Source organism: Cedecea davisae (assembly GCF_044095835.1).
GTDB classification, from domain to species: Bacteria; Pseudomonadota; Gammaproteobacteria; order Enterobacterales; family Enterobacteriaceae; genus Cedecea; species Cedecea davisae.
Genome location: NZ_CP172054.1, coordinates 66,545 through 88,392 on the forward strand (window position 1 = coordinate 66,545; position 21,848 = coordinate 88,392).

Below are 21,848 nucleotides of genomic sequence, written 5' to 3' on the forward strand. Positions count from 1 at the left end.
CTAATGGCGAAGTTTGGCCTTAGCGTGAATAACCATAAAAAATAGCCGCCTGGGGCGGAAAAATGCAGTTTTTTCTGCGTTCGGCAACGCTATGCCGGACATCGACAAAGGACGATCATGAGCAGCGCAACATTGCAGATGCGGGAGCACTTTGAAACCTGCCTCGGGATTATTCGTCAGGCCTCGCTACAGATCCTGCCGTTACTGAACATTCGTGCCGCCGAAGGCAAAGATCCGCAATGGTTTTTTCAGCAACTGGAGCAGGCGCGAATGGCGCTTGGCAGTTGGGGTGCGGTGGCAAAAAGGCTTAATCTTAACGACTCTGAAATTTCTCAATTCACGCTGCTGCTGCGCCATCTGCAACAGCTGGTGCCGCAGTATGAGAGCGGGCAGGAAGTCACCCAGAATCAGCTTCTCGCCGCGCTGCGTTTTTGCAGCTACCTTGAGTACGTTCGCTTTAAACAGCCGCTGCTGGGCTATTCTACCGAGCTGTCTTCCGACGTAGACGGGCTACAGCAGGGCGCACAGCGCCAGATGCGCGGCATAGAACTGATTCTCAAAGGGCTGGTGAACCAGGCCTGGGGCAGCGAGGCGGAGCTGGTTAATCAGCTAAAATCGCAGTTTGGGGCCGATAAGGTTCGCCGCTGGCTGAAGCGGGGCGAGCGGGGTGATGTGCTTAGCGGCATGAAGTTTAGCGAGCTGGCGCTGCTGGTGGTGGATAAAAAAGAGTTTGCCCATCATTACGCCAAACTTTACCGGGGCGCGCCTCAGCTCGGTTTTCTTATCGACCAGCGCAAAACCCTGCAAATCTTCCTCGATGGCGTTCGCCAGATCCGTAACGACCTGATGCACAAACAGCCGCTGACCACCGTTCAGGTCGCGCTGCTGGACAACTATTACGGCGAAATTAGCTCTGCGGTGCAGAAAGCCTTTAGCGAGGGGCGCAGCAAAGTGAACCCGGCGGGGCTGCTTGAGGCCGATAATACCGCGCTACAGAGCTACCTCGAGCTGGCTCGTAAAAACCATTCCGCGCAGGGAGGGGACGCCGAAGAAATCAGGGATTCTATCGAGCGCTACGATCCTCGCGGCGTTAAAAAACAGCAGGATACGACCGGCGTTATTTCTACTGCGCTATGGTCCGTGGTCGGCGTAGCCGTTGTGGCTGTTGCGGTGCTTGGCCTGTATATGTTGAGTGAGATCTCCGGCAAGCCTGAAATTGCGGCGGCAGCGCCGGTAGTCAGCACTGTGGTTCAGGCTAAAGAGCGGCCGGAATACAATAGCCCGCGGGATATGCTGGCGAATATGGGCATCACCTGGGATGAAAATAATCTGCGGGCGGCCATCAACCGCAACGATACGCGTATTGTGCGGCTGTTTATGCAGGGTGGAATGAACTGGAAGGTCTATTTTGCCGAGCAGGCGCTGGCGGCAGATTACCGGGATGTGCTGACTATTTTGTTGCAATATCGCCCGCAAATGGATGAGGCGCGCCCGTGCCGCCGCCTGATTGGCTCTACAGAGCTGGGCATGAAAAATGGGCAAAAGCTCACTTCTCTAAGAAAGCAGTTTTTGGCCGTCTTCTGTAGTTCTGATGCGGCAGTTAAGCGCCAGAAAGAAGAAGTTGATCGTGCCCAAATACGCTTTGCAGCGCAAAAACAACGTGCCGCAGAAGCAAAAGCGCAGGGGCTGGACGCGGTCCCGGTAGACGAGCAGACGGTGAAAATCCAGCAGGCGATATACAACGCGATGCGCTAGCCGTGCAGAGCGGCCTGCGGGCTGCTCAAACTCTTCGTTAATCGTAATACCGCGCAGGAACGTGATTCAGTGTGCGAGATAATCAGGCGCTTATTAACAATAAGGGTCTGCTTGCGGCAGACCCTTATCGGCATTTAAAAGCGGTACTGAATACCTACGCCATAGGTATAGCTCTCGTTACTCAGGCCTGCTGCATCACCGCCCTGATACCAGCTTTCACCGGTTTTATTATCATAGGTCCTGGTTGATGCTTTGGCTTCTGCGAAACGCGTCCAGGTTAATTCAGTATAAATTCTGGCATTTGGCGTGACGTAATAACCGGCAGAAACGGTAGCCGAGTAATAATTAGAGTTGCTGCCTTTTTCGCTAAAGCTGAGCTGGCGCATATAATGCTCATCATTATCACGGGCATTAACCCACGGGCTAAATTTAAATTGTGTCGCTAAATCAAAATCCTGGTAACGGTAGCTGCCGGTCAGGCCGATATAGGGCAGGCTAAATTTCTGGCTGTAGCCAATGCCTGGTTTATTTTTCGGGAATTCGCCGATAAGCGCGCCATTAAAATAGTCATATGAGCCGCCTCTCGCCGTCCAGCTGTAGCGGGTTTCCTGGTAGCCGGTGGTGACCCCAAAATTATATGTTGGCTCTTTCAGAACCCAGCCCGTCAGGTTGAGATCGAACTGATTAGCGTAATTCAGGCTGGTGTCGGGGTGGGTAGATTTGTCACTCCAGTGGCTCTGGCCCGGGGTTTGCCAGTCGTAGTCCGACATATGTGAACCGCGAGAGGCCAGGGTCGTCCAGCCGTTAGCGTTGAGGGTAATATAGCGCTGTGCATCCCAGCTAATACCGCCCTTTATAATAGGGGTATTTTTAATTTTCCATTTCAACTCACTTAATTTACTTCCATGATCTTGATTATAAACAAGCTCTTTGGATTCCCCGTTCAATACTCCGGTAGAAATATCAGCGGTTACGGCATCTGGTGAAAAGTTAAAATTGCTCGAAGCGAACAGCGCCGGGCTAAACAGTAATGCGGCGGCCGCAGGCAGGTATTTTTGCTTGTGCATGATGTATCAGTCTGTTTTATATAAAATCATTGGTTTGGTGTTGCAAAAATAAACCCCGCGAAGCCGGGTTAGAGGCCTGTTGGGGCTTATCGTTGCGCGATAAATTATGTTGTTGAAACTTATTATTAGTTTGTCTTTCCCGGTGTGGCGGGGCGTATTCTAAGAGGAGTCTTTTAACAGGGAAAAGATTATTTTCATCTGGTGAATATTTGAGCGGTGAATTGTTTGATTTTAAAGATAATTAAAATTGTAGCTTTTTGTTACAAGGATATATCATAACTATTCATATGTATTTGTTGTGAATTTTCTGTAGCAGGCGCTGAACCTTTGAAGTTGAATGTCGATCAACGCTGATTCCAGGTTGCCGTTGTACGCTGCGTCGATAGATGACTAACGGACAATGTGGCTTGATGACGGCGGACACCCCTGGCCGGACATAACGGTTAATGCCCGAAATGAGGCCGCCGCCACGCAGCTGGAAAAGCTGAAGTTTCGCCTGAATACTTTTTTACAGATGCGTGATAATAATAAATGGCCTGAATAACAGGCCTTTATTATTTTTAGCATTATTTGATAATGAATTCTTAAATAATTTAAATCCTGTATTTCCCGGTGAAATATTCACTTAGCGTTACTTTATGATTTTGTGCGCTTTTATTGGGTGTTGGATGCGGTGTTTAGGTTTTGTTTAATATTGAAATTGGGTTGTTACTATACTGGCAGTATTCCCTGTTATGCCTGAATCTGCCCATCTGTGGCGGATTCATTCGCTTATATTTCTCAAATAAAACGTTCCGGATATTCACCTGCGAAATAAATACATCCGGATATTCCGCAAGGATATTGCTATGTCGGATATAAATATATCGCTTAATGCCGCCACTCATACTCACGCGCTTTCTCACTGGGGAGCCGACCAGCCCGACTCCGCCGTTAGCGAGCTCGAGCAGGGCAAAGTCATTTTCCTGCCGCAGCTGGCCTTCACGCTAACGGCGCATGAACAGGCGCTCCTTAACCCCGCCGTTGTTGACCCTAAGCGTAAGAACATCAGTTACCAACCGCTGAAGGATAAGTTAACCGGCGTCGCCGTGGCTGAGCAGGAACCCGCGGTACGGGCTTTATTACAGCGCCACTATCAATCCTGCCTCCAGTTGATCGGTTCTATTCTGCCGGAATATCAGCAGGCGCTGCATACGCCAACCAACAGCCTGCGGCTGCACCCGGTTACGCAATGGACGCGGAGCACTTCCTGGCGTAAAGATGACAGTCGCCTGCATGTGGATGCTTTCCCCTCCCGGCCTAACTACGGCGAGCGCATCCTGCGAATCTTTACCAACATCAATCCAACTGGCGAAGGCCGCAGCTGGCGCGTAGGTGAAGCATTCCCGACGCTGGCGGAGCGTTTTTTGCCGCGGCTGAAAAACTATTCCCCGGTAAGCAGCTGGCTGCAAAATGCTGTTGGGATCACCAAAAGCCGCCGCAGCCATTACGACCACCTGATGCTGCAAATGCACGATGCGATGAAAGCTGATGCTGATTACCAGAAACAGGGACCGCAGGTGGCCATTGAGTTCCCGGCTGGCAGCAGTTGGATCTGTTTCTCCGACCAGACGCCGCACGCGGCAATGGGCGGGCAGTTTATGCTGGAGCAGACGTTCTTGCTGCCGGTGGATTCGATGCAAAGCCCGCAGCACTCTCCCCTGAAGGTGCTGGAAGGCCTGCTGCGCAAGCCGCTCATTTAGCGAAAAAAAAGAAGCTCACCGGGGTGAGCTTCTTTCATCTTACTTCATGGCATTAAACCATTAACGCATTGTGACAAACTCTTCCGCCGCGGTCGGGTGGATAGCCACGGTGTTGTCGAAGTCTTTTTTGGTCGCACCCATTTTCAGCGCCACCGCAAAGCCCTGCAGGATTTCGTCCATGCCGAAGCCAATGCCGTGGATGCCGACGATTTTCTCTTCGGGGCCAGCGCAAACCAGCTTCATGCGGCACGGCTGGCGGTGAGAGGTCACGGCGGTGTACATCGCCGTGAAGGAAGATTTATACACCTTCACGTTGTCTTCGCCGTACTGCTCGCGAGCCTGCGGTTCGGTCAGGCCAACGGTGCCGATTGGCGGGTGGCTGAACACGACGGTTGGGATGTTGCTGTAGTCCAGGTGCTCGTCCGGTTTGTTGTTAAACAGGCGCTCGGACAGACGACGACCGGCCGCTACCGCAACGGGAGTCAGCTCAACGGCGCCGGTGTTATCGCCCACGGCGTAGATGCCAGCCACGTTGGTGTTCTGGAATTTATCGACCTTGATGTAGCCTTTTTCATCCAGCTCAACGCCGGTCACCTGCAGGTTGAAGTTGTCGTTAGCCGGTTCGCGGCCAATCGCCCAAATCAGGGTATCGACGGTTTCAGCGCGGCCATCTTCCAGCTCAAGCGTCAGGCTGCCGTCTGCGTTCTTCACTACCGCTTTCGGGATAGCGTTGGTGTGCAGCGTCGGGCCTTCTGTTTCAATAATTTCCAGCAGCGTTTCGACGATTAACGGGTCGAAAGTACGCAGCGGCGCATGCTTGCGCACGAACAGATGAGTTTCAGAACCCAGGGCATTAATCACGCCTGCGATTTCTACCGCGATGTAACCTGCGCCAACAACGGCAACACGCTTAGGCAGGCCCGGCAGCTCAAAGAAGCCGTCCGAGTCGATGCCGTATTCCGCACCCGGAATGTTCGGGTGGCTTGGGCGGCCGCCGGTGGCAATCAGAATATGGTCTGCGGTGATGGTTTCACCGTTCACTTCAACGGTGTGGGCATCCACAAACTTTGCAAAGCCGCGAATAACGTCAACTTTGTTTTTACCTAATACGTTGTCGTAAGAGGCGTGAATGCGGTCGATATATGCGGTACGGCTGGCAATAAGCTTGTCCCAGTCGAAGTGGTTCAGCGTGGTATCAAAGCCGTAATCCGGGCCGTAGTTGTGAATCGCCTCGGCGATTTGTGCCGCATGCCACATGACCTTTTTCGGTACACAACCCACGTTCACGCAGGTGCCGCCGAGATCTTTCGCCTCAATCAGTGCGCATTTCTTCCCATACATTGCCGCACGGTTAATCGAGGCGATACCGCCGCTGCCGCCGCCAATGGCGAGGTAGTCATAATGTTTGGTCATGATGTTTCCCTTTTGAGTCGAAAATAAGGCGCGATTGTAGCGCGCCGGGATAAAGGTTCTACCAATTACTGTGAAAGGGACGGCCGTTATTCCGGCACAACCCAGCTCAGCGTCGTCGAGCCAGTACCGGCAGGAACCAGCTTCTTGTGCAGCCACGGCAGCACGTTTGTCATCTGCTGCTCAAGCTTCCACGGCGGGTTGATAACAATCATGCCGGAGGCGGTCATGCCGCGCTGGTCGCTGTCCGGGCGCACCGCCAGCTCAATTTGCAGAATGCGGCGAATACCGGTCTCTTCCAGCTCGCGGAGCATGCGTTTAATTTGCTGACGCAGTACGACCGGATACCACAGCGCGTAGGTGCCGGTGGCAAAACGCTTGTAGCCTTCTGCAATGCCTTTTACCACGTCCTGGTAGTCGGTTTTAATCTCATACGGCGGGTCGATAAGGATCAGGCCACGGCGGGAAACCGGCGGCAGTTTCGCCTTCAACTGCTGGTAGCCGTCGGCACGCTCAACGCGGGCGCGGGCGTCTTTCTGGAACTCGGAGCGCAGCAGCGGGAAGTCAGACGGGTGCAGCTCGGTCAGCTGCAGGCTGTCCTGCTCGCGCAGCAGGTGGCGCGCAATTAGCGGGGAGCCAGGGTAATAGCGCAGGTTGCCGCTGCGGTTCAGGTGCTTCACCGCGCCAATATAGGCCTCAAGCTCGGCGGGCAAATCGTCCTGCTGCCAGATGCGGGAGATGCCTTCCAGATATTCTCCGGTGCGCTCCGCATGCTCGCTGCTCAGCTGGTAACGACCGGCGCCTGCGTGGGTGTCGAGATAGAGAAACGGTTTCTCCTTCTCTTTTAACGATTCAATAATCAGGCTTTGAACGGTGTGTTTCAGTACGTCGGCATGGTTACCGGCGTGGAAGCTGTGACGATAGCTGAGCATGGGGGCTGGAGTTCCGCAAATAAGAAAACAAATTTCCCACAGTTTACCGCAGATTGCGGCAGATTACCGCCCGGACGCGGCGCTGTTTCAATTGGGGCGAAAGCGTTTCAAAACATAAATGTGTCATAAAAGCGTCAAATTACCAGGATAGCGTCGCAGCCAGGCAAGGTAATCGTTTGAATAAAAGGAAAAATAATGAAACTCCGTCTCTCAATACTGGCTGCTGCGCTGGCCGTGGCCGTCCCCGCGCTGGCGAAGGATGTCTCTTTACCTCAGGCAGCGGCGATAGCCAATACCGTCACCCCGGCGAATAGCAGCCAGAGCTTTGACGAACTGGAAAGCCAGTCCCTCACGGCGCTGCGTGCCGCGCTGAAAGGCGATGCGGATAAGCTGACGCGCGACCAGCTGGATAAGGCTAAGCAAAGCAAGAAACTGGCGGATACCGCATGGCTGAAGGCCAGCGGTTATGACTTCCAGACTAAAGCGAACCAGAAAGCCGGTATTGAGCTGCTCTCCGCGTTCAGCAAGCTGCCGGACTCCGTGATTAAGCCAAACCTCGAAACCGTCACCAGCATTAACCTGAATGCCGTGCAGGCTTCCCGCCACCAGGCGCTGGCAGACGCAGAGGGTATTAACCATCTCTATTTTCTGAGCGACGCCATGGGGCCTCGCCTGGGCAAAGCTTTCCTGGCCGCCTACGATAAAGGCGAGCTGAGCAAGGCCGCAGCGCTGATTAAAGCCTCTGAAGTCAGCACCAGCGCGGCGAAGAAACACTTTAACAACCCGCGCCCGTTCCTGATCTCCGGCAACACCATTCATCTGGTGCCGGACGACGTGGTGATTAAAGATAACAAGCCGTACACCGCAGACGGCGGCTCGTTCCCGAGCGGCCACACCAATACCGGCTATACCGATGCGCTGCTGATGGCGCAGATGGTTCCTGAACGCTTCGACTCGCTGGTCGAACGTGGAGCGCGTTACGGCTACTCGCGCATCGTACTGGGCGTGCATTACCCGCTCGACGTAATGGGTTCCCGCATGGTGGCCCAGCGCAACGTGGCTAACTATCTGAACGACCCGAAATACCGCGCGCTGTTTAACGAAGCCCGTGTTCAACTGCGCACCGCGCTGGAGAAAGAGTGCGGCACTTCTTTGGCCGAATGTGCGAAATCTTCCGCTAAAGACGATCCTTACCGTGCGCCAGGGATGAAAGAACTTTATCGCTTCACCATGACTTACGACCTGCCGCAGCAGAAGGGCGAGAAGCAAACGCTTAAGGTGCCGCAGGGTGCCGAAGTGCTGCTGGAAGCCGCGCTGCCTAAGCTCTCCGCCGCCCAGCGCCGCGACCTGATGGTGAAAACCGCCTTGCCGGCCGGCTACCCGCTGTCCGGCACCACGCCTGACCAGCAGTTCTGGCAGCGCCTGAACCTGCCTGCCGCTTACGCAATGGCGCAGAAGGCTCACTAATTTCCTGCCCGGGGCAACCTTGTTGCCCCTTTTAAATCAGTAAACTGATACCGGTAATGCGCAACGCCCGGGATTGAAATTCGCTACACTTAACCCCATGCTAGATCCCATGCACAAAGCGCCGCTTGAGCGCTTCACTCTCCCTTTTAATCAGGAACGCGCTTATGACCAATCCATTGTTGACTCCTTTCGAGCTGCCGCCGTTTTCCTCCATCAAACCTGAGCACGTTGTCCCGGCCGTAAGCAAAGCGCTGGCCGACTGCCGTGCGGCGGTGGAAAGCGTGGTCGCCCAGGGCGCACCTTACAGCTGGCAGAGCCTGGTTCAGCCGCTGGCGGAAGTGGACGATCGTCTCGGGCGCCTGTTCTCGCCGGTCAGCCACCTGAACTCGGTACAGAACAGCCCGGAGCTGCGCGAAGCCTATGAAGAAACGCTGCCGCTGCTGTCCGAATACAGCACCTGGGTTGGGCAACACGAAGGGCTGTATAACGCCTACCGTGACCTGCGCGACGGCGAGAACTACGCGAAGCTGAGCCTTGCCGAGAAGAAAGCGGTGGATAACGCCCTGCGCGACTTCGAACTGTCCGGTATTGGCCTGCCGAAGGATAAGCAGCAGCGCTACGGCGAGATTTCTGCCCGCCTGTCCGAGCTGGGTTCTACCTACAGCAACAACGTGCTCGACGCCACCATGGGCTGGAGCAAGCTGATTACCGACGAAGCCGAGCTTGCGGGTATGCCGGAAAGCGCGCTTGCCGCCGCCCGCGCCCAGGCCGAAGCCAAAGAGCAGGACGGCTGGCTGCTGACGCTGGACATCCCAAGTTACCTGCCGGTGCTGACCTACTGCGATAACCGCGCGCTGCGCGAAGAGATGTACCGCGCTTATTCCACTCGTGCGTCTGACCAGGGGCCGAATGCCGGGAAGTGGGACAACACCCCGGTGATGGAAGAGATTCTGGCTCTGCGCCACGAACTGGCTCAGCTGCTGGGCTTTGGCAACTACGCTGAAAAATCTCTCGCCACCAAAATGGCGGAAAACCCGCAGCAGGTGCTGGAGTTCCTGTCTGACCTGGCAAAACGCGCCCGCCCGCAGGGTGAAGCCGAGCTGGCTCAGCTGCGTGCCTACGCTAAAGAGCATTACGGCGTTGAAGAGCTGGAGCCGTGGGACATCACCTGGTACAGCGAAAAACAGAAACAGCATCTTTACAGCATCAGCGACGAACAGCTGCGCCCGTACTTCCCGGAAGAGCGGGCGGTTAACGGCCTGTTCGAAGTGGTAAAACGCATCTACGGCATTACCGCCAAAGAGCGCAAAGATATCGACGTATGGCACCCGGACGTGCGCTTCTTCGAGCTGTATGACGAGCAGGGCGAACTGCGCGGTAGCTTCTATCTCGACCTGTACGCTCGCGAGCACAAACGCGGCGGGGCGTGGATGGATGACTGCGTAGGCCAGATGCGTCGCGCCGACGGTTCGCTGCAAAAGCCGGTCGCCTACCTGACCTGCAACTTCAACCGTCCGGTCAACGGCAAACCCGCGCTGTTTACCCACGACGAAGTGATCACCCTGTTCCATGAGTTCGGCCACGGTTTGCACCACATGCTGACCAAAGTCGAAACCGCAGGCGTGTCCGGCATCAACGGCGTGCCGTGGGATGCGGTCGAACTGCCGAGCCAGTTTATGGAAAACTGGTGCTGGGAGCCGGAGGCGCTGGCGTTTATCTCCGGTCATTACGAAACCGGTGAATCCCTGCCTGTAGAACTGCTGGAGAAAATGCTGGCAGCCAAAAACTACCAGGCCGCGCTGTTTATTCTGCGCCAGCTGGAGTTCGGGCTGTTCGACTTCCGACTGCATGCCGAATTTAACCCGGAGCAGGGCGCAAAAGTGCTGCAAACGCTGGCCGAAATTAAGAAACAGGTTGCCGTGGTGCCGGGGCCGAGCTGGGGCCGCTTCCCGCACGCCTTCAGCCACATCTTTGCCGGTGGATACGCTGCGGGCTATTACAGCTACCTGTGGGCGGACGTGCTGGCGGCGGATGCATACTCTCGTTTTGAAGAGGAAGGTATTTTCAACCGTCAGACCGGGCAGTCGTTCCTCGACAACATTCTGACCCGCGGCGGCTCAGAAGAGCCAATGGAGTTGTTCAAGCGCTTCCGTGGCCGTGAGCCTCAGCTGGATGCGATGCTGGATCACTACGGCATTCAGGGCTAATTCACCTCGTGAAAATTTGTTTACTGACTGAAGCAGGCGCCGACTCCGGCGCCTTAACTGTTTTGAGCGAGCGCTGGCAGCTAGAGCATGATGAAGACGCCCTGATGGCGCTGGTGTTGACGTCAGAGCATCTTGAACTGCGCAAACGCGATGAGCCAAAGCTGGGCGGAATTTTCGTTGATTTTGTTTCCGGGGCAATGGCGCACCGCCGTAAGTTTGGCGGCGGACGTGGCGAAGCGGTGGCAAAAGCCGTGGGCGTTAAAGGCAGCTATTTGCCGGATGTGGTTGATGCCACCGCCGGGCTGGGGCGAGATGCCTTCGTGCTGGCCTCGGTCGGCTGCCGCGTGCGCATGCTGGAGCGCAATCCGGTTGTTGCCGCGTTGCTGGACGACGGCCTGCGCCGCGGTTACCAGGATGCGGAGATCGGCGGCTGGTTACAGGAGCGGCTCCAGCTAATTCACGCATCCAGCCTGACGGCGTTAAGCGATATTACGCCGCGTCCGGACGTGGTTTACCTCGACCCGATGTTCCCACATAAGCAGAAAAGCGCGCTGGTAAAGAAAGAGATGCGCGTGTTTCAGTCTCTGGTGGGGCCGGACGAAGATGCGGACGGGCTGCTGGAGCCTGCGAGAATGCTGGCGAAGAAAAGGGTAGTGGTAAAGCGCCCGGATTACGCCCCGCCGCTTGCCGATGTCGCGACGCAGAATGCGGTGGTCACTAAAGGACACCGGTTTGATATTTATGCCGGGACGCCGGAGTAATCGGCAAAGCGCTGGAAAGTCCCTCGCAGAAAAGAATATTTCTACTCGCCCCTCCACGGCTGTATTGGCATCTTAGGCCAATGCAGCCAGTCAGACGAAATGCCCGCCAGCTAAGGCGCCAGATGACTCCCGAAGAGAACCTGCTGTGGTATCAACTCCGCAGCAGGCGCTTTGCCGCGTATAAGTTTCGTCGGCAGCATCCGCTTGGGCCTTATATCGTTGATTTTGCCTGCTGCGCTGCGCGTCTGGTGATAGAGCTGGACGGCGGGCAGCATGAGGCACAAAGAGGCTATGATGAGCGAAGAACGAAGTATCTTAATGAGCAAGGGTGGCGAGTGAGGCGGTTCTGGAATAATGAGTTGTGGGCTAATCAGGAAGGGGTGTTGATGGTGATTTTTCAGGATTTGAGTGAGCTGCGACCCTCACCCCGGCCCTCTCCCTGAAAGGGAGAGGGGGAAAACCGAAGCTTTATGCTCGATCCAGTTCCCTGGCCCTCTGGAAGAGGGAGAAAACCGAGGCTTTATGCTCGCTCCAGTCTCCTGGCCCTCTGGGAAGAGGGGGAAAACCGAAGCTTTATGCTCGTTCCGGTTCCCTCGCCCCTTTGGGGAGAGGGTTAGGGTGAGGGGAACAAACTTACTCGTCTTCTTCATCCCGCAGCGGAACAATCAGCATATCCACATGCACGGTATTAATCAGCTGGCGAGCGGAGGACATCAGCTTGCTCCAGAAGTCCTGATGATGGCCGCATACCACCAAATCCATATCGTATTTTTTAATCGCATCTACCAGCACCTGGCCGAGGTCGCCGCTGCCGCTCAGGGTTTCAGTGATTGGGTAGCCCGCGCCGGTAGAAAGCTCGGTTAGCGCGTGATGGGTTTCTTCGGAAATACGTTTCTGCATATCGCCCAGATTGACATCAATCAGCCCGGTATACAGATCGGAGTAATTTACATCGACATGAATCAGGGAAACCTTCGCGTTATATGGGCGCGCCATAGATACCGCTTTTTCCACCAGCACTTTGCTCTCCGGAGAGAGGTCTACCGCGATCAGAATGTGTTTGTAAGCCATAATGTTACTCCTTCCATAAGTTATCGATGACTCTCGCCGTCATCTTCTGAACCGCAGCGGCATGAGCTACGGTCACCCTACCTAAAGACTTAAATTGTAGATGGTATTTCTACCTTATAGTGAGCTATTCAGCCCGTCAATGCGCTACCCCGCAATTACATTCAAGCGAAAAATCATTATGGTGACTTTGATAAAGGTTAACGCGGTGGTAAAAAAATTAAGGGATCTCCTACACTATTAAATGAGCCGGGCGGGAAGAAAGCTGTGACCTGCGTCGGTTATTGCACGCTGGATTGTCTGACAGGGGTTTTCGGGGAGAGCGGTTGTCCCGGAGCAAGAGCTTCGAGGGCTTCGCCGGGAGGGGTACATGATCAGCACCGTCGCGCTGTTCTGGGCGCTTTGTGTAGTTTGTGTAGTAAATATGGCGCGTTATTACTCTTCGCTGCGTGCGTTATTGGTGGTGCTGCGCGGATGTGACCCACTGCTGTATCAATACGTCGACGGCGGCGGTTTTTTTACATCTCACGGCCAACCCAGTAAACAGGTTCGCCTGGTTCGTTATATTTACGGCCAGCGCTATCTGGACCATCATGATGAGGAGTTTATTCGCCGCTGCGAGCGCCTGCGTCGCCAGTTTATTCTGACGAGTTCGTTGTGCGGGCTGGTGGTGATTAGCCTCGTTGGGCTGATTATCTGGCACTAGGTTTTATCAGGGCAGGGTTATGAACAAGTATAAAAAAAGCGGGCCAGTTTCCTGACCCGCTTTTCTTTTGGCTGCCGCTTACACGAAGCGCAGCGCAATCCAGTACAGCCCGCCGGAAAGCAGAATCGAAGCCGGTAAGGTGAATATCCAGGCCATCAGGATATTGGTTACCGTCTTACGCTGCAGGCCGCCGCCGTCCACAATCATCGTCCCCGCTACGGAGGAAGAGAGAACGTGGGTGGTGGAAACCGGCATCCCGGTGTAGCTCGCCAGACCGATAGAAACGGCAGCCGTCATCTGCGCGGACATCCCTTGCGCATAGGTCATGCCTTTTTTACCGATTTTCTCGCCGATAGTGGTCGCAACGCGGCGCCAGCCGATCATCGTACCCAGGCCGAGGGCCAGAGCCACCGCGAGGATAATCCAGATAGGCGCGTACTCGATGGTGCTGAGCATATCGCCTTTCAGCTTTTTCAGCAGGCGCTGGTCGTCGGCGCTCACTTCCGGCAGCTTCGCCACTTTATCGGTGGTGTCGGAGATGCACAGCATGATGCGACGCAGCTGGCTACGTTGCTCGATGGTGAGCTTGTCGTAGCTTTCGATATCGGTCAGCATCAGCTTCGCACGGTCAAGCGCGTTAATCGCGTTCGCCGGGTGGCAGTGGAACTGAGCCGGTTCAGTTGAGCCTGCTTCCGGGGAAGGGAGCAGCTGTTCCGAGCCGGTGGCTTTCTTCAGCAGCTCAGGACGTTGCTGGAAGAAAGTCTCAACGTTGTTCACCGCATCACGGGTACGGGTGATTTCGTAGCCGGAAGCGTTCATGTTGACCACGAAGCCCGCCGGCGCAACGCCAATCAGCACCAGCATTATCAGACCAATGCCTTTCTGGCCGTCGTTAGCGCCGTGCGAGAAGCTCACGCCGATAGCGGACAGGATCAGGGCAATACGCGTCCAGAAAGGCGGCTTTTTCTTGCCATCTTGCTTTTCACGTTCGGCCGGAGTCAGGTGGATACGCTGTTTTTTCTTGGTGTTGCTCCAGTAACGGCGCAGCAGGAAAATCAACCCACCGGCAATCACCAGCCCGACAATCGGGGAAAGAATTAACGAAGCGAAGATACCGACAACTTTCGGGATATTCAACGCGTCGACTACCGAGGTACCGGTCATCAGCGCGTTGGTCAAACCGATACCGATAATGGCACCGATAAGCGTATGGGAGCTGGAGGCCGGCAGACCGAAATACCAGGTGCCGAGGTTCCAGATAATAGCGGCCAGTAACATAGAGAACACCATGGCGAGACCATGGGCCGACCCTACGTTTAACAGCAGATCCGTGGGTAGCATATGCACAATGGCATAGGCTACGCTCAGCCCACCGAGCAGAACGCCAAAGAAGTTAAATACCGCAGCCATTGCCACCGCAAGTTGCGATCGCATAGCGCGGGTATAAATCACCGTTGCTACTGCGTTGGCCGTATCGTGGAAACCATTAATGGCTTCGTAGAACAGCACAAATGCCAGAGCAAGCAAAAGTAAAAGCCCGGTATGAAGATCCAGGCCGGCAAACAAATGTAGCATAGACGTTACGCCATTTTGAGGACATGAACGCGGCGCATTATGTAAGACAACCTCAGCCGCGGCAAAGTGAAATCTGGACTTTTTTTGATATTAGTCGCCTTCGGGTCAGTTGGTGGAATGATTTACATTTTGTTTTTCAATCACCTGCAATTGTTAATGACGTTAAAGCTGGTGCGACCAGCCGCGTATCTTTACAATCCGTTGCCTTAAGCATAGTCGGGAGTCGGTCGTGGAAAAGTTTGATGCCATTATTATAGGTGCGGGTGCAGCGGGAATGTTTTGTGCGGCGATGGCCGGGCAGGCTGGCAGCCGCGTGTTGCTTATCGATAATGGCAAAAAGCCGGGCCGCAAAATCCTGATGTCCGGCGGCGGACGCTGCAACTTTACCAACCTTTATGTGGAGCCTGCGGCCTATCTCAGCCAGAACCCGCATTTCTGCAAGTCTGCGCTGGCGCGTTATACCCAGTGGGACTTTATCGACATGGTGGGCAAGCACGGCATCGCCTGGCACGAGAAAACTCTCGGCCAGCTGTTCTGCGACGACTCCGCGCAGCAAATTGTCGACATGCTGGTGGCCGAGTGCGAGAAGGGGAAGGTGACGATGCGCCTGCGCAGCGAAGTGCTGAGTATAGAGCGCGACGAGCAGGGTTATACCCTGGAGCTTAACGGCGACAGCGTATGGGCACCAAAATTGGTTATCGCCTCCGGCGGCCTGTCTATGCCTGGCCTGGGCGCGACGCCATTCGGCTATAAAGTGGCCGAGCAGTTTGGCCTGAAGGTGCTGCCAACCCGCGCCGGGCTGGTGCCGTTTACCCTGCATAAACCTCTGCTGGAGCAGCTTCAGGTGCTGTCCGGCGTCTCCGTGCCTTCGGTGATTACCGCCGAAAACGGGGTCAGCTTCCGCGAAAGCCTGCTTTTTACCCACCGCGGGCTGTCCGGCCCGGCGGTTTTACAGCTTTCCAGCTACTGGCAGCCGGGCGAGTTTGTCAGCGTGAATCTGCTGCCGGACACCGATCTGGACGGTTTTATCAACGAGCAGCGTAGCGCCCACCCGAACCAGAGCCTGAAAAATACCCTCTCCATGCTGCTGCCTAAGCGCCTGGTAGAATGCCTGCAACAGCTCCAGCAGATACCGGACGTCACGCTCAAACAGCTCAACGTTCGCCAGCAGAGCGAGCTGGTTGAAACTCTACAATCCTGGCGCGTGCAGCCCAACGGCACCGAAGGCTACCGCACGGCGGAAGTGACGCTCGGCGGCGTGGACACCAATGAGCTTTCTTCGCGCACCATGGAAGCCAAAAAAGCGCCGGGCCTGTACTTCATCGGCGAAGTGATGGACGTCAGCGGCTGGCTGGGTGGCTATAACTTCCAGTGGGCGTGGAGTTCGGCCTGGGCCTGCGCTCAGGCATTGGCCGGTGAATGATTGTTAACTCACTCAGTCATCTCTTTGGGTAATACGCGTCAGGTGAATCACCAGATACAGCAGTTCGTCGTTGGACATCTCCATTTCCAGCAGATTTTTAACGTAATCGCGGATGAGCAGCGCGCACCGGTAAATATGCGGATACTCTTTGATGACCTGCCCGAAGATAAAATCATCCTTTGAGACGACCTGCTGTTTTTCCACCATGCGCTGAATGAAGAACTGCATATGAAGCAGAAAGCGGGCGTAATTGAGTGATTCAGTGTCGATAGTGATGCGAAAGTGATACTGGATGATATTGAAAATATCCTTCAGCATTTTCACCGCCAGCAGCGTGTGCTCCATGTTTTGCACATCCGTCTGGCCGTTGACCAGATGAAAGGCGATATTGCCCGCTTCTTCTTCAGGAAGCTGGATATTCAGCCGCTGATTGATGAACGCCAGCGCCTGCGTTGCTACCGCGAATTCGCGGGGATAAAAGCGCTTCACCTCGAAAAGCAGTCGATTCTGGATAGTTATCCCGTTGTGATAACGCTCGATGGCAAAACTGATGTGATCGACCAGAGTGAAAAATATCTGCTCGTTGACCCGGCCTTTCAGCCCGGCATTTGCCAGGCTGAGGATCGTCTGCACAATCTCAATATGCGCTTCCGGCGTATCTTCAATCAGCCGCAGATATTCACGGCCTTTCTGATTATTTTGTACCGCATATATTTTCTCAATGCAGGCCGGGTCGAGAACGTCACCGACTTTGCTGCTAAAGCCAATACCTTTGCCCATGGCGATAACTTCGTGCTTATCGCCATCCGTTGTGAGCACCAGGCTATTGTTGAGGACCTTAATGACCTTCATTTTCTCAGCCAACCCTTTGCCTTAGCCGCGTAGCTCGCCGTTTGACGCAATTAAGCGCTGATACCAGGCGAAGCTGTTCTTTTTGATACGCCGCAGATCCATCAGGTCTTTTTCACCCCGATTAACGTAGATAAACCCGTAGCGCTTTGCATAGCCTTGATGTGTGCTGACTACATCAATAGCCGCCCATGGGCAGTATCCGAGCAGTTCGACGCCGTCGTTAATAGCCAATTGCATCTGCTCAACGTGCTGCCGCATAAATTCAATGCGATAGTTGTCATTAATTGTACCATCCGGCAGCAAAGTATCTGCCGCACCGATTCCATTCTCGGTTATCAGGATTGGCAGATGGTAGCGCTCGCAGGTTTTACGCAAAGTCAGGCGTAACCCGACCGGATCGATGACCCAGCCGTATTGGGTTTTATCCACAAAGGGGTTTTCCGCCGCCCGATAGACCCCCGGCTCACCCAGCATAATTTGCTGATCGCCCGCCCGTGCGCTGAGGTCTGAAGCATCGCCCCGGCTGGCGGCGATGGTTGCCGTTGAGTAATAGTTAATCGCCACATAGTCCGGTTTGCCCTCTAATAACAGGGCGGCATCTTCAGGTGCCATGACCGGGGCCAGGCCCCGATCCTCAAGATAGCGCCAGGCCAGCGCGTTATAGCGGCCGTGAACGGCTACATCCAGGAAGCTCCAGCAACGCAAGGTTTCCCAGTTATGGGCGGCGATGGCATCGAGCGGATGGCAGGTCTCCTGATACATCGACGTGGTGTTAATCGCCGGACCAATTTTCCCGCCAGCGCAAAGCTGGTGGCATAACGCCATCACCCGAGCCTGCGCCACCATCATGTGGTGATTTTGCTGATACAGCACCTGCTTTGACGGCAACTCTCCGCCCTTCGGCATCCCAATCGCACCGGGATGCAAAATCATCGTATTTTGCTCATTGATGGTCAGCCAGTATTTGATTTTGCTGCCAAAGGCCGTAAACAACACGGCGGCATACTTCACAAACGCATCAATTGTTGCCCTGTTCGACCAGCCGCCCTGCTGTTCAAGAATATATGGCAGATCAAAATGATAGAGAGTCACTATCGGCTCAATACCGTGATGAAGCAGCTCGTCGATCAACTGCTGGTAAAACGCCAGCCCGGCCTGATTTACCTCGCCGGTTCCGTCCGGCAGAATGCGCGTCCAGGCTACGGAGAACCGGTAGGCTTTCAGCCCCAGCTCGGCAAACAGGGCGATGTCCTCGCGAAATCGATGATAATGATCGCTGGCGACCGTGAAATCAGCGGCTTCTTCAGGATGCGTCAGCATATCCACGACCGACGGACTTTTACCGTCCTCGTTCCACGCCCCTTCGACCTGATAGGCCGACGTTGATGCGCCCCACAGGAAATCTTTTGGAAACCCTTCAAGCGTCTGGAAAATCATGCTTTATCCTTAGCTGTATTCAGCGTCATTATCTGCTCGCCAAAATGAACATTACCCGGTTGTCGGCATTCCAGCTGCGGATACTCGTCACTGTTTACCACCAGTACCGGCGTGATGATTTCGTAACCCAGCGCGACGATGGCGGCAATATCAAAACGCACCAGCTCATCACCCGCCCGCACTCGATCCCCAACCTGAAGCTCAGAGGTAAAATGCTCGCCGCCCAGATTGACGGTATCAATCCCGATGTGCATCAGGATCTCCACGCCATTGTCACCGCGGATACCTACGGCGTGCCGGGAAGGCAGGAATGTCACCACTTCACCATCAACCGGCGCACGCAGCAGGCCCTCATGCGGAATAATCGCGACACCTTTGCCCAGCAGGCCTTGTGAAAACACGTCGTCACTCACTTGATCCAACGTGACTAACTCACCGGCCAGCGGGCTGATTATCTGCGGTTGCGTAGCGGAAACTGGCGCGGCATCTTGCCCTTCTGGCGTCTCTTCAACCGGGTCTTCGAAGCCCAGAATCCAGGTAAGCGCAAATGTGACCACCATCGCGATGGCGCAGGTGATCAGCGCGTGGACGATATTCATCGGGTTTTCACCGATAAACGCCGGGAGCGCCGCCAGCCCAGGCGAGACAAACGCGTAACGCACCAGCCCGCTAAGCCCGGCATAAATACCGGCACAGCCGCCGCCGATCATCGCCGCAATCAGCGGCTTACGCAGTTTCAGCGTTACGCCATACAGCGAAGGCTCGGTTATTCCCAGCAGCGCTGTGAAACCGGCGGAAGAGGCCAGCTGGCGCAGATTTTTGTTCTTTGTGCGGAACGCAACGCACAGTGTCGCGGCCCCCTGCGCAATGTTCGAGGCCAGCATGCCGGGGCCATTAATCATCTCAAAACCATTTTTACCGAGCTGCCCGGTTGCTATCGGCGTCATAGCCCAGGCCGTACCGGTTATCACCAGGAACGGCTGTAATCCGCCCATTAACATTGGAATCAGCCAGCTCGCTTTGCCGTCTATTATCGCCGCTCCGCTGGCTACCACGTCATTCAGGAAGATGCCGAAAGGCCCAACCACAACCAGCGCCAGCGGCGCGGTTACCAGCAGGATAATCATTGGCTTAGTGAAGAATTTAATCATCGTCGGCGACACTTTCTCAGCGAAGCGTTCGACGTATGACATTAACCAGACGGTGAAGATAATCGGCAGCACGGAGCCAGCGTAATCGGCCAGACGAACGGGGATACCGATGAAATCAATCGCCGTCCCGGCCGCCATCATCTGAGCCAGATTAGGATGCAGCAGCGCCCCCGCGATGGTCATCGCCAGAATCGGGTTACATTCAAATTTGATGGACGCGCCGTAGGCCAGCAGCACCGGCAGGAAGAAAAATGCCGCATCAGAAATGGTATCCAGCAGGTGATAAGTCGGGCTGTCAGTCGCCATCACGCCAGTCAGTTTTAGAATAGCCAGCAGCGCTTTTATCATCCCCGCGCCGGTAATGGCCGGTATAACCGGCGTAAAGGTGGTTGAGATAACGCTGATAATTTGCGAAACAATCCCGCCTTTGGCCTTCTGTTTTTGCTGCCCGCCCGTTTGCGCGCCGGATTGCCCAATCTCTTTTTGCATCGCACGGAACGCTTGCTGGACGTTATTCCCGACCACAATCTGGAATTGGCCCCCACGATCTACAACGCTTATCACGCCCGGCAACGCTTCGATGGCTTTTGCGTTTACTTTCGCGTCGTCATTAAACTCCATCCGCAAGCGGGTGGCGCAATGCGTGAGTTTGCTGACGTTCTGCTTGCCTCCCGCCAGCGCTAAAATTTCAATACCAAGCTGTTTGTAATCCATCAGTTTTCCCCGGAAAAAAACAAAAAAAAAGACCAAAATGAAAATGCACCTCGCCCGCAGGAGAAGTGCATTCTTATTTTGGTCTTGCCTGCCTGAGCAGTGACACGCCTCAATAAAAATGCGTTGGTAGCCAGTCTTAACTTGCTACGCCGGAAAGTATCGCTATAGCCACACTGAATCAGCAATAGCGAAAATTATTATTTGTTATCTGCGTCACGAACGCTATTAAAAATAGAGACCATAGCTTGCCTGGCAGGTCACCGGCCCATTTGCGCCGAGGCTGCGCTCTTAGCCGGAGTGCCGGGTTATGATATGTTATGCCGTATTGCATCTATTTGAGGGCTAAACGTGACAGATTATGACGTATTGCCTGAACAGCGCCAGGCGATGATCCATCAGATCCTCACCGAGACGGGCAGGGTTATCGGCGCCGATGTGGCGCGAAAACTGGGCGTGTCTGAGCATACTATTCGCCGGGATTTACAGGAGCTTGCACGGCGCGGGCTGTGCAAAAAGGTCTACGGCGGGGCAATAAGCCAGTTCCAGCAGTCCGCCAGTTTTGAAACTCGCGTCGCGCAGGATGTGGTTGAGAAGTCGCAGGTTGCCCGCGCGTGTGCCCGGAGGATAAAGGCCAACACCTGCGTTTTCCTGGATGCTGGCTCAACGTATCTGGCGATGGTGGAGTTTATCCCCGAAGAGCTGGATCTCACTATCGTGACCAATTCCCCGCAGATTGCGGCCGCGCTCAGCGGGCGCACCAGGGGAGAGCTGATTTTGCTGGGCGGGAAAGTTAACCCGCTGACCGGCAGTACGCTCGGTTCCGACACGGTGAATCAAATTCGCGGCATGGTTTTCGACCAGACGTTTATCGGCGTATGCGGGCTGGATCCGCAGGCTGGCCTGAGCGCGGTTTATTACGAAGATGCCTGTTTTAAACGAGAAGTACTCGGGCAGAGCAACGAAGTTATCGCGGCGGTGACCGCCAATAAGATGTCGCAGGTGGCGCGCTACAAGGTCGCGCCCTGCGAAGACATTGATGTTGCGGTAGTCAGCTCAGAGACCAAAATCGCTGATTTCAGCGGCGTAAACATGCTCATTGAAGTGGCAGGATAATCAACAAGGCGGCGCTGATGCCGCCTTTTTTATCGTTATTAAACATGGGAATAGTGAATAGTCTCAAGCGAATGCTTGTCGGCAGCACCGTAAGAGAAGAATGACAAGATTGAATGAAGCAACATGGCACCCGTGCCGTTTTTGGTAAAGTCATTTGATGATCCTTTCTGACAGACGCGGAAAATAATAATTTATCGCAACCACAGGAATATTCTTAAGGTGTTGTGACTTGTTTTATCTTAAGTATTTAAAGAAATACTTTTTGTTAATAAATAGCTCCTGTGGTTGTTTATGAGTTATCATTTTTTCGTTTTCATTACCTTTTTTATACTTTTATTTGAGGCGTAAACCGGAAAGAATAACAATAATGTAGAAGGTCTTTTTTTGTTAAATATACTATTTTGATATGAATCAAGCATAAGATGTAAATGTAAAAAACAAATGGTTCTCTTAAATTTCAGGCGTAAT

General features: G+C 54.4%; 17 protein-coding genes. 9 read left to right on the forward strand and 8 right to left on the reverse strand.

The features are described 5' to 3' along the window. Positions 1-117 precede the first annotated feature (117 nt). The gene (locus ACG1VR_RS00745) at positions 118-1,755 is read left to right on the forward strand and encodes an STY4199 family HEPN domain-containing protein (protein WP_395489940.1); all 1,638 of its coding nucleotides are present in this window, start codon (positions 118-120) and stop codon (positions 1,753-1,755) included. Between the two features lie 134 nt (positions 1,756-1,889). Here the strand turns inward: ACG1VR_RS00745 and ACG1VR_RS00750 are convergent, their stop codons facing one another. Further along, positions 1,890-2,822, reverse strand: coding sequence for an omptin family outer membrane protease (locus ACG1VR_RS00750; RefSeq protein ID WP_016538633.1), 933 nt, complete (start codon positions 2,820-2,822; stop codon positions 1,890-1,892). A gap of 848 nt (positions 2,823-3,670) precedes the next feature. On the opposite strand from ACG1VR_RS00750, the gene ACG1VR_RS00755 reads away from it, so the two are divergent. Beyond that, complete coding sequence (locus ACG1VR_RS00755; RefSeq protein ID WP_395489941.1) at positions 3,671-4,564, forward strand: Kdo hydroxylase family protein; 894 nt, start codon at positions 3,671-3,673, stop codon at positions 4,562-4,564. 60 nt (positions 4,565-4,624) lie between these two features. Here the strand turns inward: ACG1VR_RS00755 and gorA are convergent, their stop codons facing one another. Together gorA and ACG1VR_RS00765 are read right to left on the reverse strand one after the other, a co-directional pair. Then, positions 4,625-5,977: a glutathione-disulfide reductase gene (gene gorA, locus ACG1VR_RS00760; protein ID WP_016538628.1), complete on the reverse strand. Its 1,353-nt coding sequence runs from the start codon at positions 5,975-5,977 to the stop codon at positions 4,625-4,627. An 86-nt stretch (positions 5,978-6,063) separates the two neighbouring features. Next, positions 6,064-6,906 (reverse strand): 23S rRNA (adenine(2030)-N(6))-methyltransferase RlmJ, encoded by an 843-nt coding sequence (locus tag ACG1VR_RS00765; protein ID WP_016538627.1) that lies wholly within the window; start codon positions 6,904-6,906, stop codon positions 6,064-6,066. Positions 6,907-7,101: 195 nt separating this feature from the next. On the opposite strand from ACG1VR_RS00765, the gene ACG1VR_RS00770 reads away from it, so the two are divergent. The 4 genes from ACG1VR_RS00770 (at position 7,102) to ACG1VR_RS00785 (ending at position 11,784) form a co-directional block, all read left to right on the forward strand. Continuing rightward, complete coding sequence (locus ACG1VR_RS00770; RefSeq protein WP_395489942.1) at positions 7,102-8,373, forward strand: phosphatase PAP2 family protein; 1,272 nt, start codon at positions 7,102-7,104, stop codon at positions 8,371-8,373. Between the two features lie 164 nt (positions 8,374-8,537). Next, positions 8,538-10,580: an oligopeptidase A gene (prlC, locus tag ACG1VR_RS00775; protein ID WP_016538624.1), complete on the forward strand. Its 2,043-nt coding sequence runs from the start codon at positions 8,538-8,540 to the stop codon at positions 10,578-10,580. Between the two features lie 8 nt (positions 10,581-10,588). Further along, the gene (rsmJ, locus tag ACG1VR_RS00780; protein WP_172568802.1) at positions 10,589-11,341 is read left to right on the forward strand and encodes a 16S rRNA (guanine(1516)-N(2))-methyltransferase RsmJ; all 753 of its coding nucleotides are present in this window, start codon (positions 10,589-10,591) and stop codon (positions 11,339-11,341) included. Between the two features lie 122 nt (positions 11,342-11,463). After that, positions 11,464-11,784: an endonuclease domain-containing protein gene (locus tag ACG1VR_RS00785; RefSeq protein WP_395489943.1), complete on the forward strand. Its 321-nt coding sequence runs from the start codon at positions 11,464-11,466 to the stop codon at positions 11,782-11,784. Between the two features lie 190 nt (positions 11,785-11,974). Here ACG1VR_RS00785 and uspA read toward each other — a convergent pair whose 3' ends face one another. Further along, a complete protein-coding gene (uspA, locus tag ACG1VR_RS00790) occupies positions 11,975-12,412 on the reverse strand; it encodes a universal stress protein UspA (protein ID WP_008458645.1) in 438 nt (145 codons plus the stop codon). Positions 12,413-12,779: 367 nt separating this feature from the next. Between uspA and uspB the strand changes: the two genes are divergently transcribed. Further along, on the forward strand, positions 12,780-13,115 hold the full coding sequence (gene uspB / locus ACG1VR_RS00795; RefSeq protein WP_016538621.1) for a universal stress protein UspB: 336 nt from the start codon (positions 12,780-12,782) through the stop codon (positions 13,113-13,115). 78 nt (positions 13,116-13,193) lie between these two features. Here the strand turns inward: uspB and pitA are convergent, their stop codons facing one another. Then, positions 13,194-14,690, reverse strand: a complete 1,497-nt coding sequence (gene pitA, locus ACG1VR_RS00800; protein WP_395489945.1) for an inorganic phosphate transporter PitA — start codon at positions 14,688-14,690, stop codon at positions 13,194-13,196. A gap of 229 nt (positions 14,691-14,919) precedes the next feature. Here pitA and ACG1VR_RS00805 point away from each other — a divergent pair, with 229 nt between their 5' ends. Next, complete coding sequence (locus tag ACG1VR_RS00805; protein WP_395489947.1) at positions 14,920-16,113, forward strand: NAD(P)/FAD-dependent oxidoreductase; 1,194 nt, start codon at positions 14,920-14,922, stop codon at positions 16,111-16,113. A gap of 12 nt (positions 16,114-16,125) precedes the next feature. Here ACG1VR_RS00805 and licT read toward each other — a convergent pair whose 3' ends face one another. From licT to ACG1VR_RS00820, 3 genes are read right to left on the reverse strand one after another with little or no spacing between them, the layout of a single operon-like run. Further along, entirely contained in the window at positions 16,126-16,965 is an 840-nt protein-coding gene (gene licT, locus ACG1VR_RS00810) for a BglG family transcription antiterminator LicT (RefSeq protein WP_395489948.1), read from the reverse strand. A 21-nt stretch (positions 16,966-16,986) separates the two neighbouring features. Further along, positions 16,987-18,402 (reverse strand): glycoside hydrolase family 1 protein, encoded by a 1,416-nt coding sequence (locus ACG1VR_RS00815; RefSeq protein WP_395489949.1) that lies wholly within the window; start codon positions 18,400-18,402, stop codon positions 16,987-16,989. Beyond that, on the reverse strand, positions 18,399-20,267 hold the full coding sequence (locus ACG1VR_RS00820; protein WP_395489951.1) for a beta-glucoside-specific PTS transporter subunit IIABC: 1,869 nt from the start codon (positions 20,265-20,267) through the stop codon (positions 18,399-18,401). The genes ACG1VR_RS00815 and ACG1VR_RS00820 overlap by 4 nt, the downstream gene beginning before the upstream one ends. 348 nt (positions 20,268-20,615) lie before the next feature. On the opposite strand from ACG1VR_RS00820, the gene ACG1VR_RS00825 reads away from it, so the two are divergent. After that, complete coding sequence (locus tag ACG1VR_RS00825; RefSeq protein ID WP_039898921.1) at positions 20,616-21,380, forward strand: DeoR/GlpR family DNA-binding transcription regulator; 765 nt, start codon at positions 20,616-20,618, stop codon at positions 21,378-21,380. The last annotated feature ends 468 nt before the right edge of the window (positions 21,381-21,848 follow it).

Coding starts and splice junctions, on each gene's coding strand:
- ACG1VR_RS00745 (WP_395489940.1), top strand. CDS start 118: ATGAGCAGCGCAACATTGCAGATGCGGGAGCACTTTGAAACCTGCCTC.
- ACG1VR_RS00750 (WP_016538633.1), bottom strand. CDS start 2,822: ATGCACAAGCAAAAATACCTGCCTGCGGCCGCCGCATTACTGTTTAGC.
- ACG1VR_RS00755 (WP_395489941.1), top strand. CDS start 3,671: ATGTCGGATATAAATATATCGCTTAATGCCGCCACTCATACTCACGCG.
- gorA (WP_016538628.1), bottom strand. CDS start 5,977: ATGACCAAACATTATGACTACCTCGCCATTGGCGGCGGCAGCGGCGGT.
- ACG1VR_RS00765 (WP_016538627.1), bottom strand. CDS start 6,906: ATGCTCAGCTATCGTCACAGCTTCCACGCCGGTAACCATGCCGACGTA.
- ACG1VR_RS00770 (WP_395489942.1), top strand. CDS start 7,102: ATGAAACTCCGTCTCTCAATACTGGCTGCTGCGCTGGCCGTGGCCGTC.
- prlC (WP_016538624.1), top strand. CDS start 8,538: ATGACCAATCCATTGTTGACTCCTTTCGAGCTGCCGCCGTTTTCCTCC.
- ACG1VR_RS00785 (WP_395489943.1), top strand. CDS start 11,464: ATGACTCCCGAAGAGAACCTGCTGTGGTATCAACTCCGCAGCAGGCGC.
- uspA (WP_008458645.1), bottom strand. CDS start 12,412: ATGGCTTACAAACACATTCTGATCGCGGTAGACCTCTCTCCGGAGAGC.
- uspB (WP_016538621.1), top strand. CDS start 12,780: ATGATCAGCACCGTCGCGCTGTTCTGGGCGCTTTGTGTAGTTTGTGTA.
- pitA (WP_395489945.1), bottom strand. CDS start 14,690: ATGCTACATTTGTTTGCCGGCCTGGATCTTCATACCGGGCTTTTACTT.
- licT (WP_395489948.1), bottom strand. CDS start 16,965: ATGAAGGTCATTAAGGTCCTCAACAATAGCCTGGTGCTCACAACGGAT.
- ACG1VR_RS00815 (WP_395489949.1), bottom strand. CDS start 18,402: ATGATTTTCCAGACGCTTGAAGGGTTTCCAAAAGATTTCCTGTGGGGC.
- ACG1VR_RS00820 (WP_395489951.1), bottom strand. CDS start 20,267: ATGGATTACAAACAGCTTGGTATTGAAATTTTAGCGCTGGCGGGAGGC.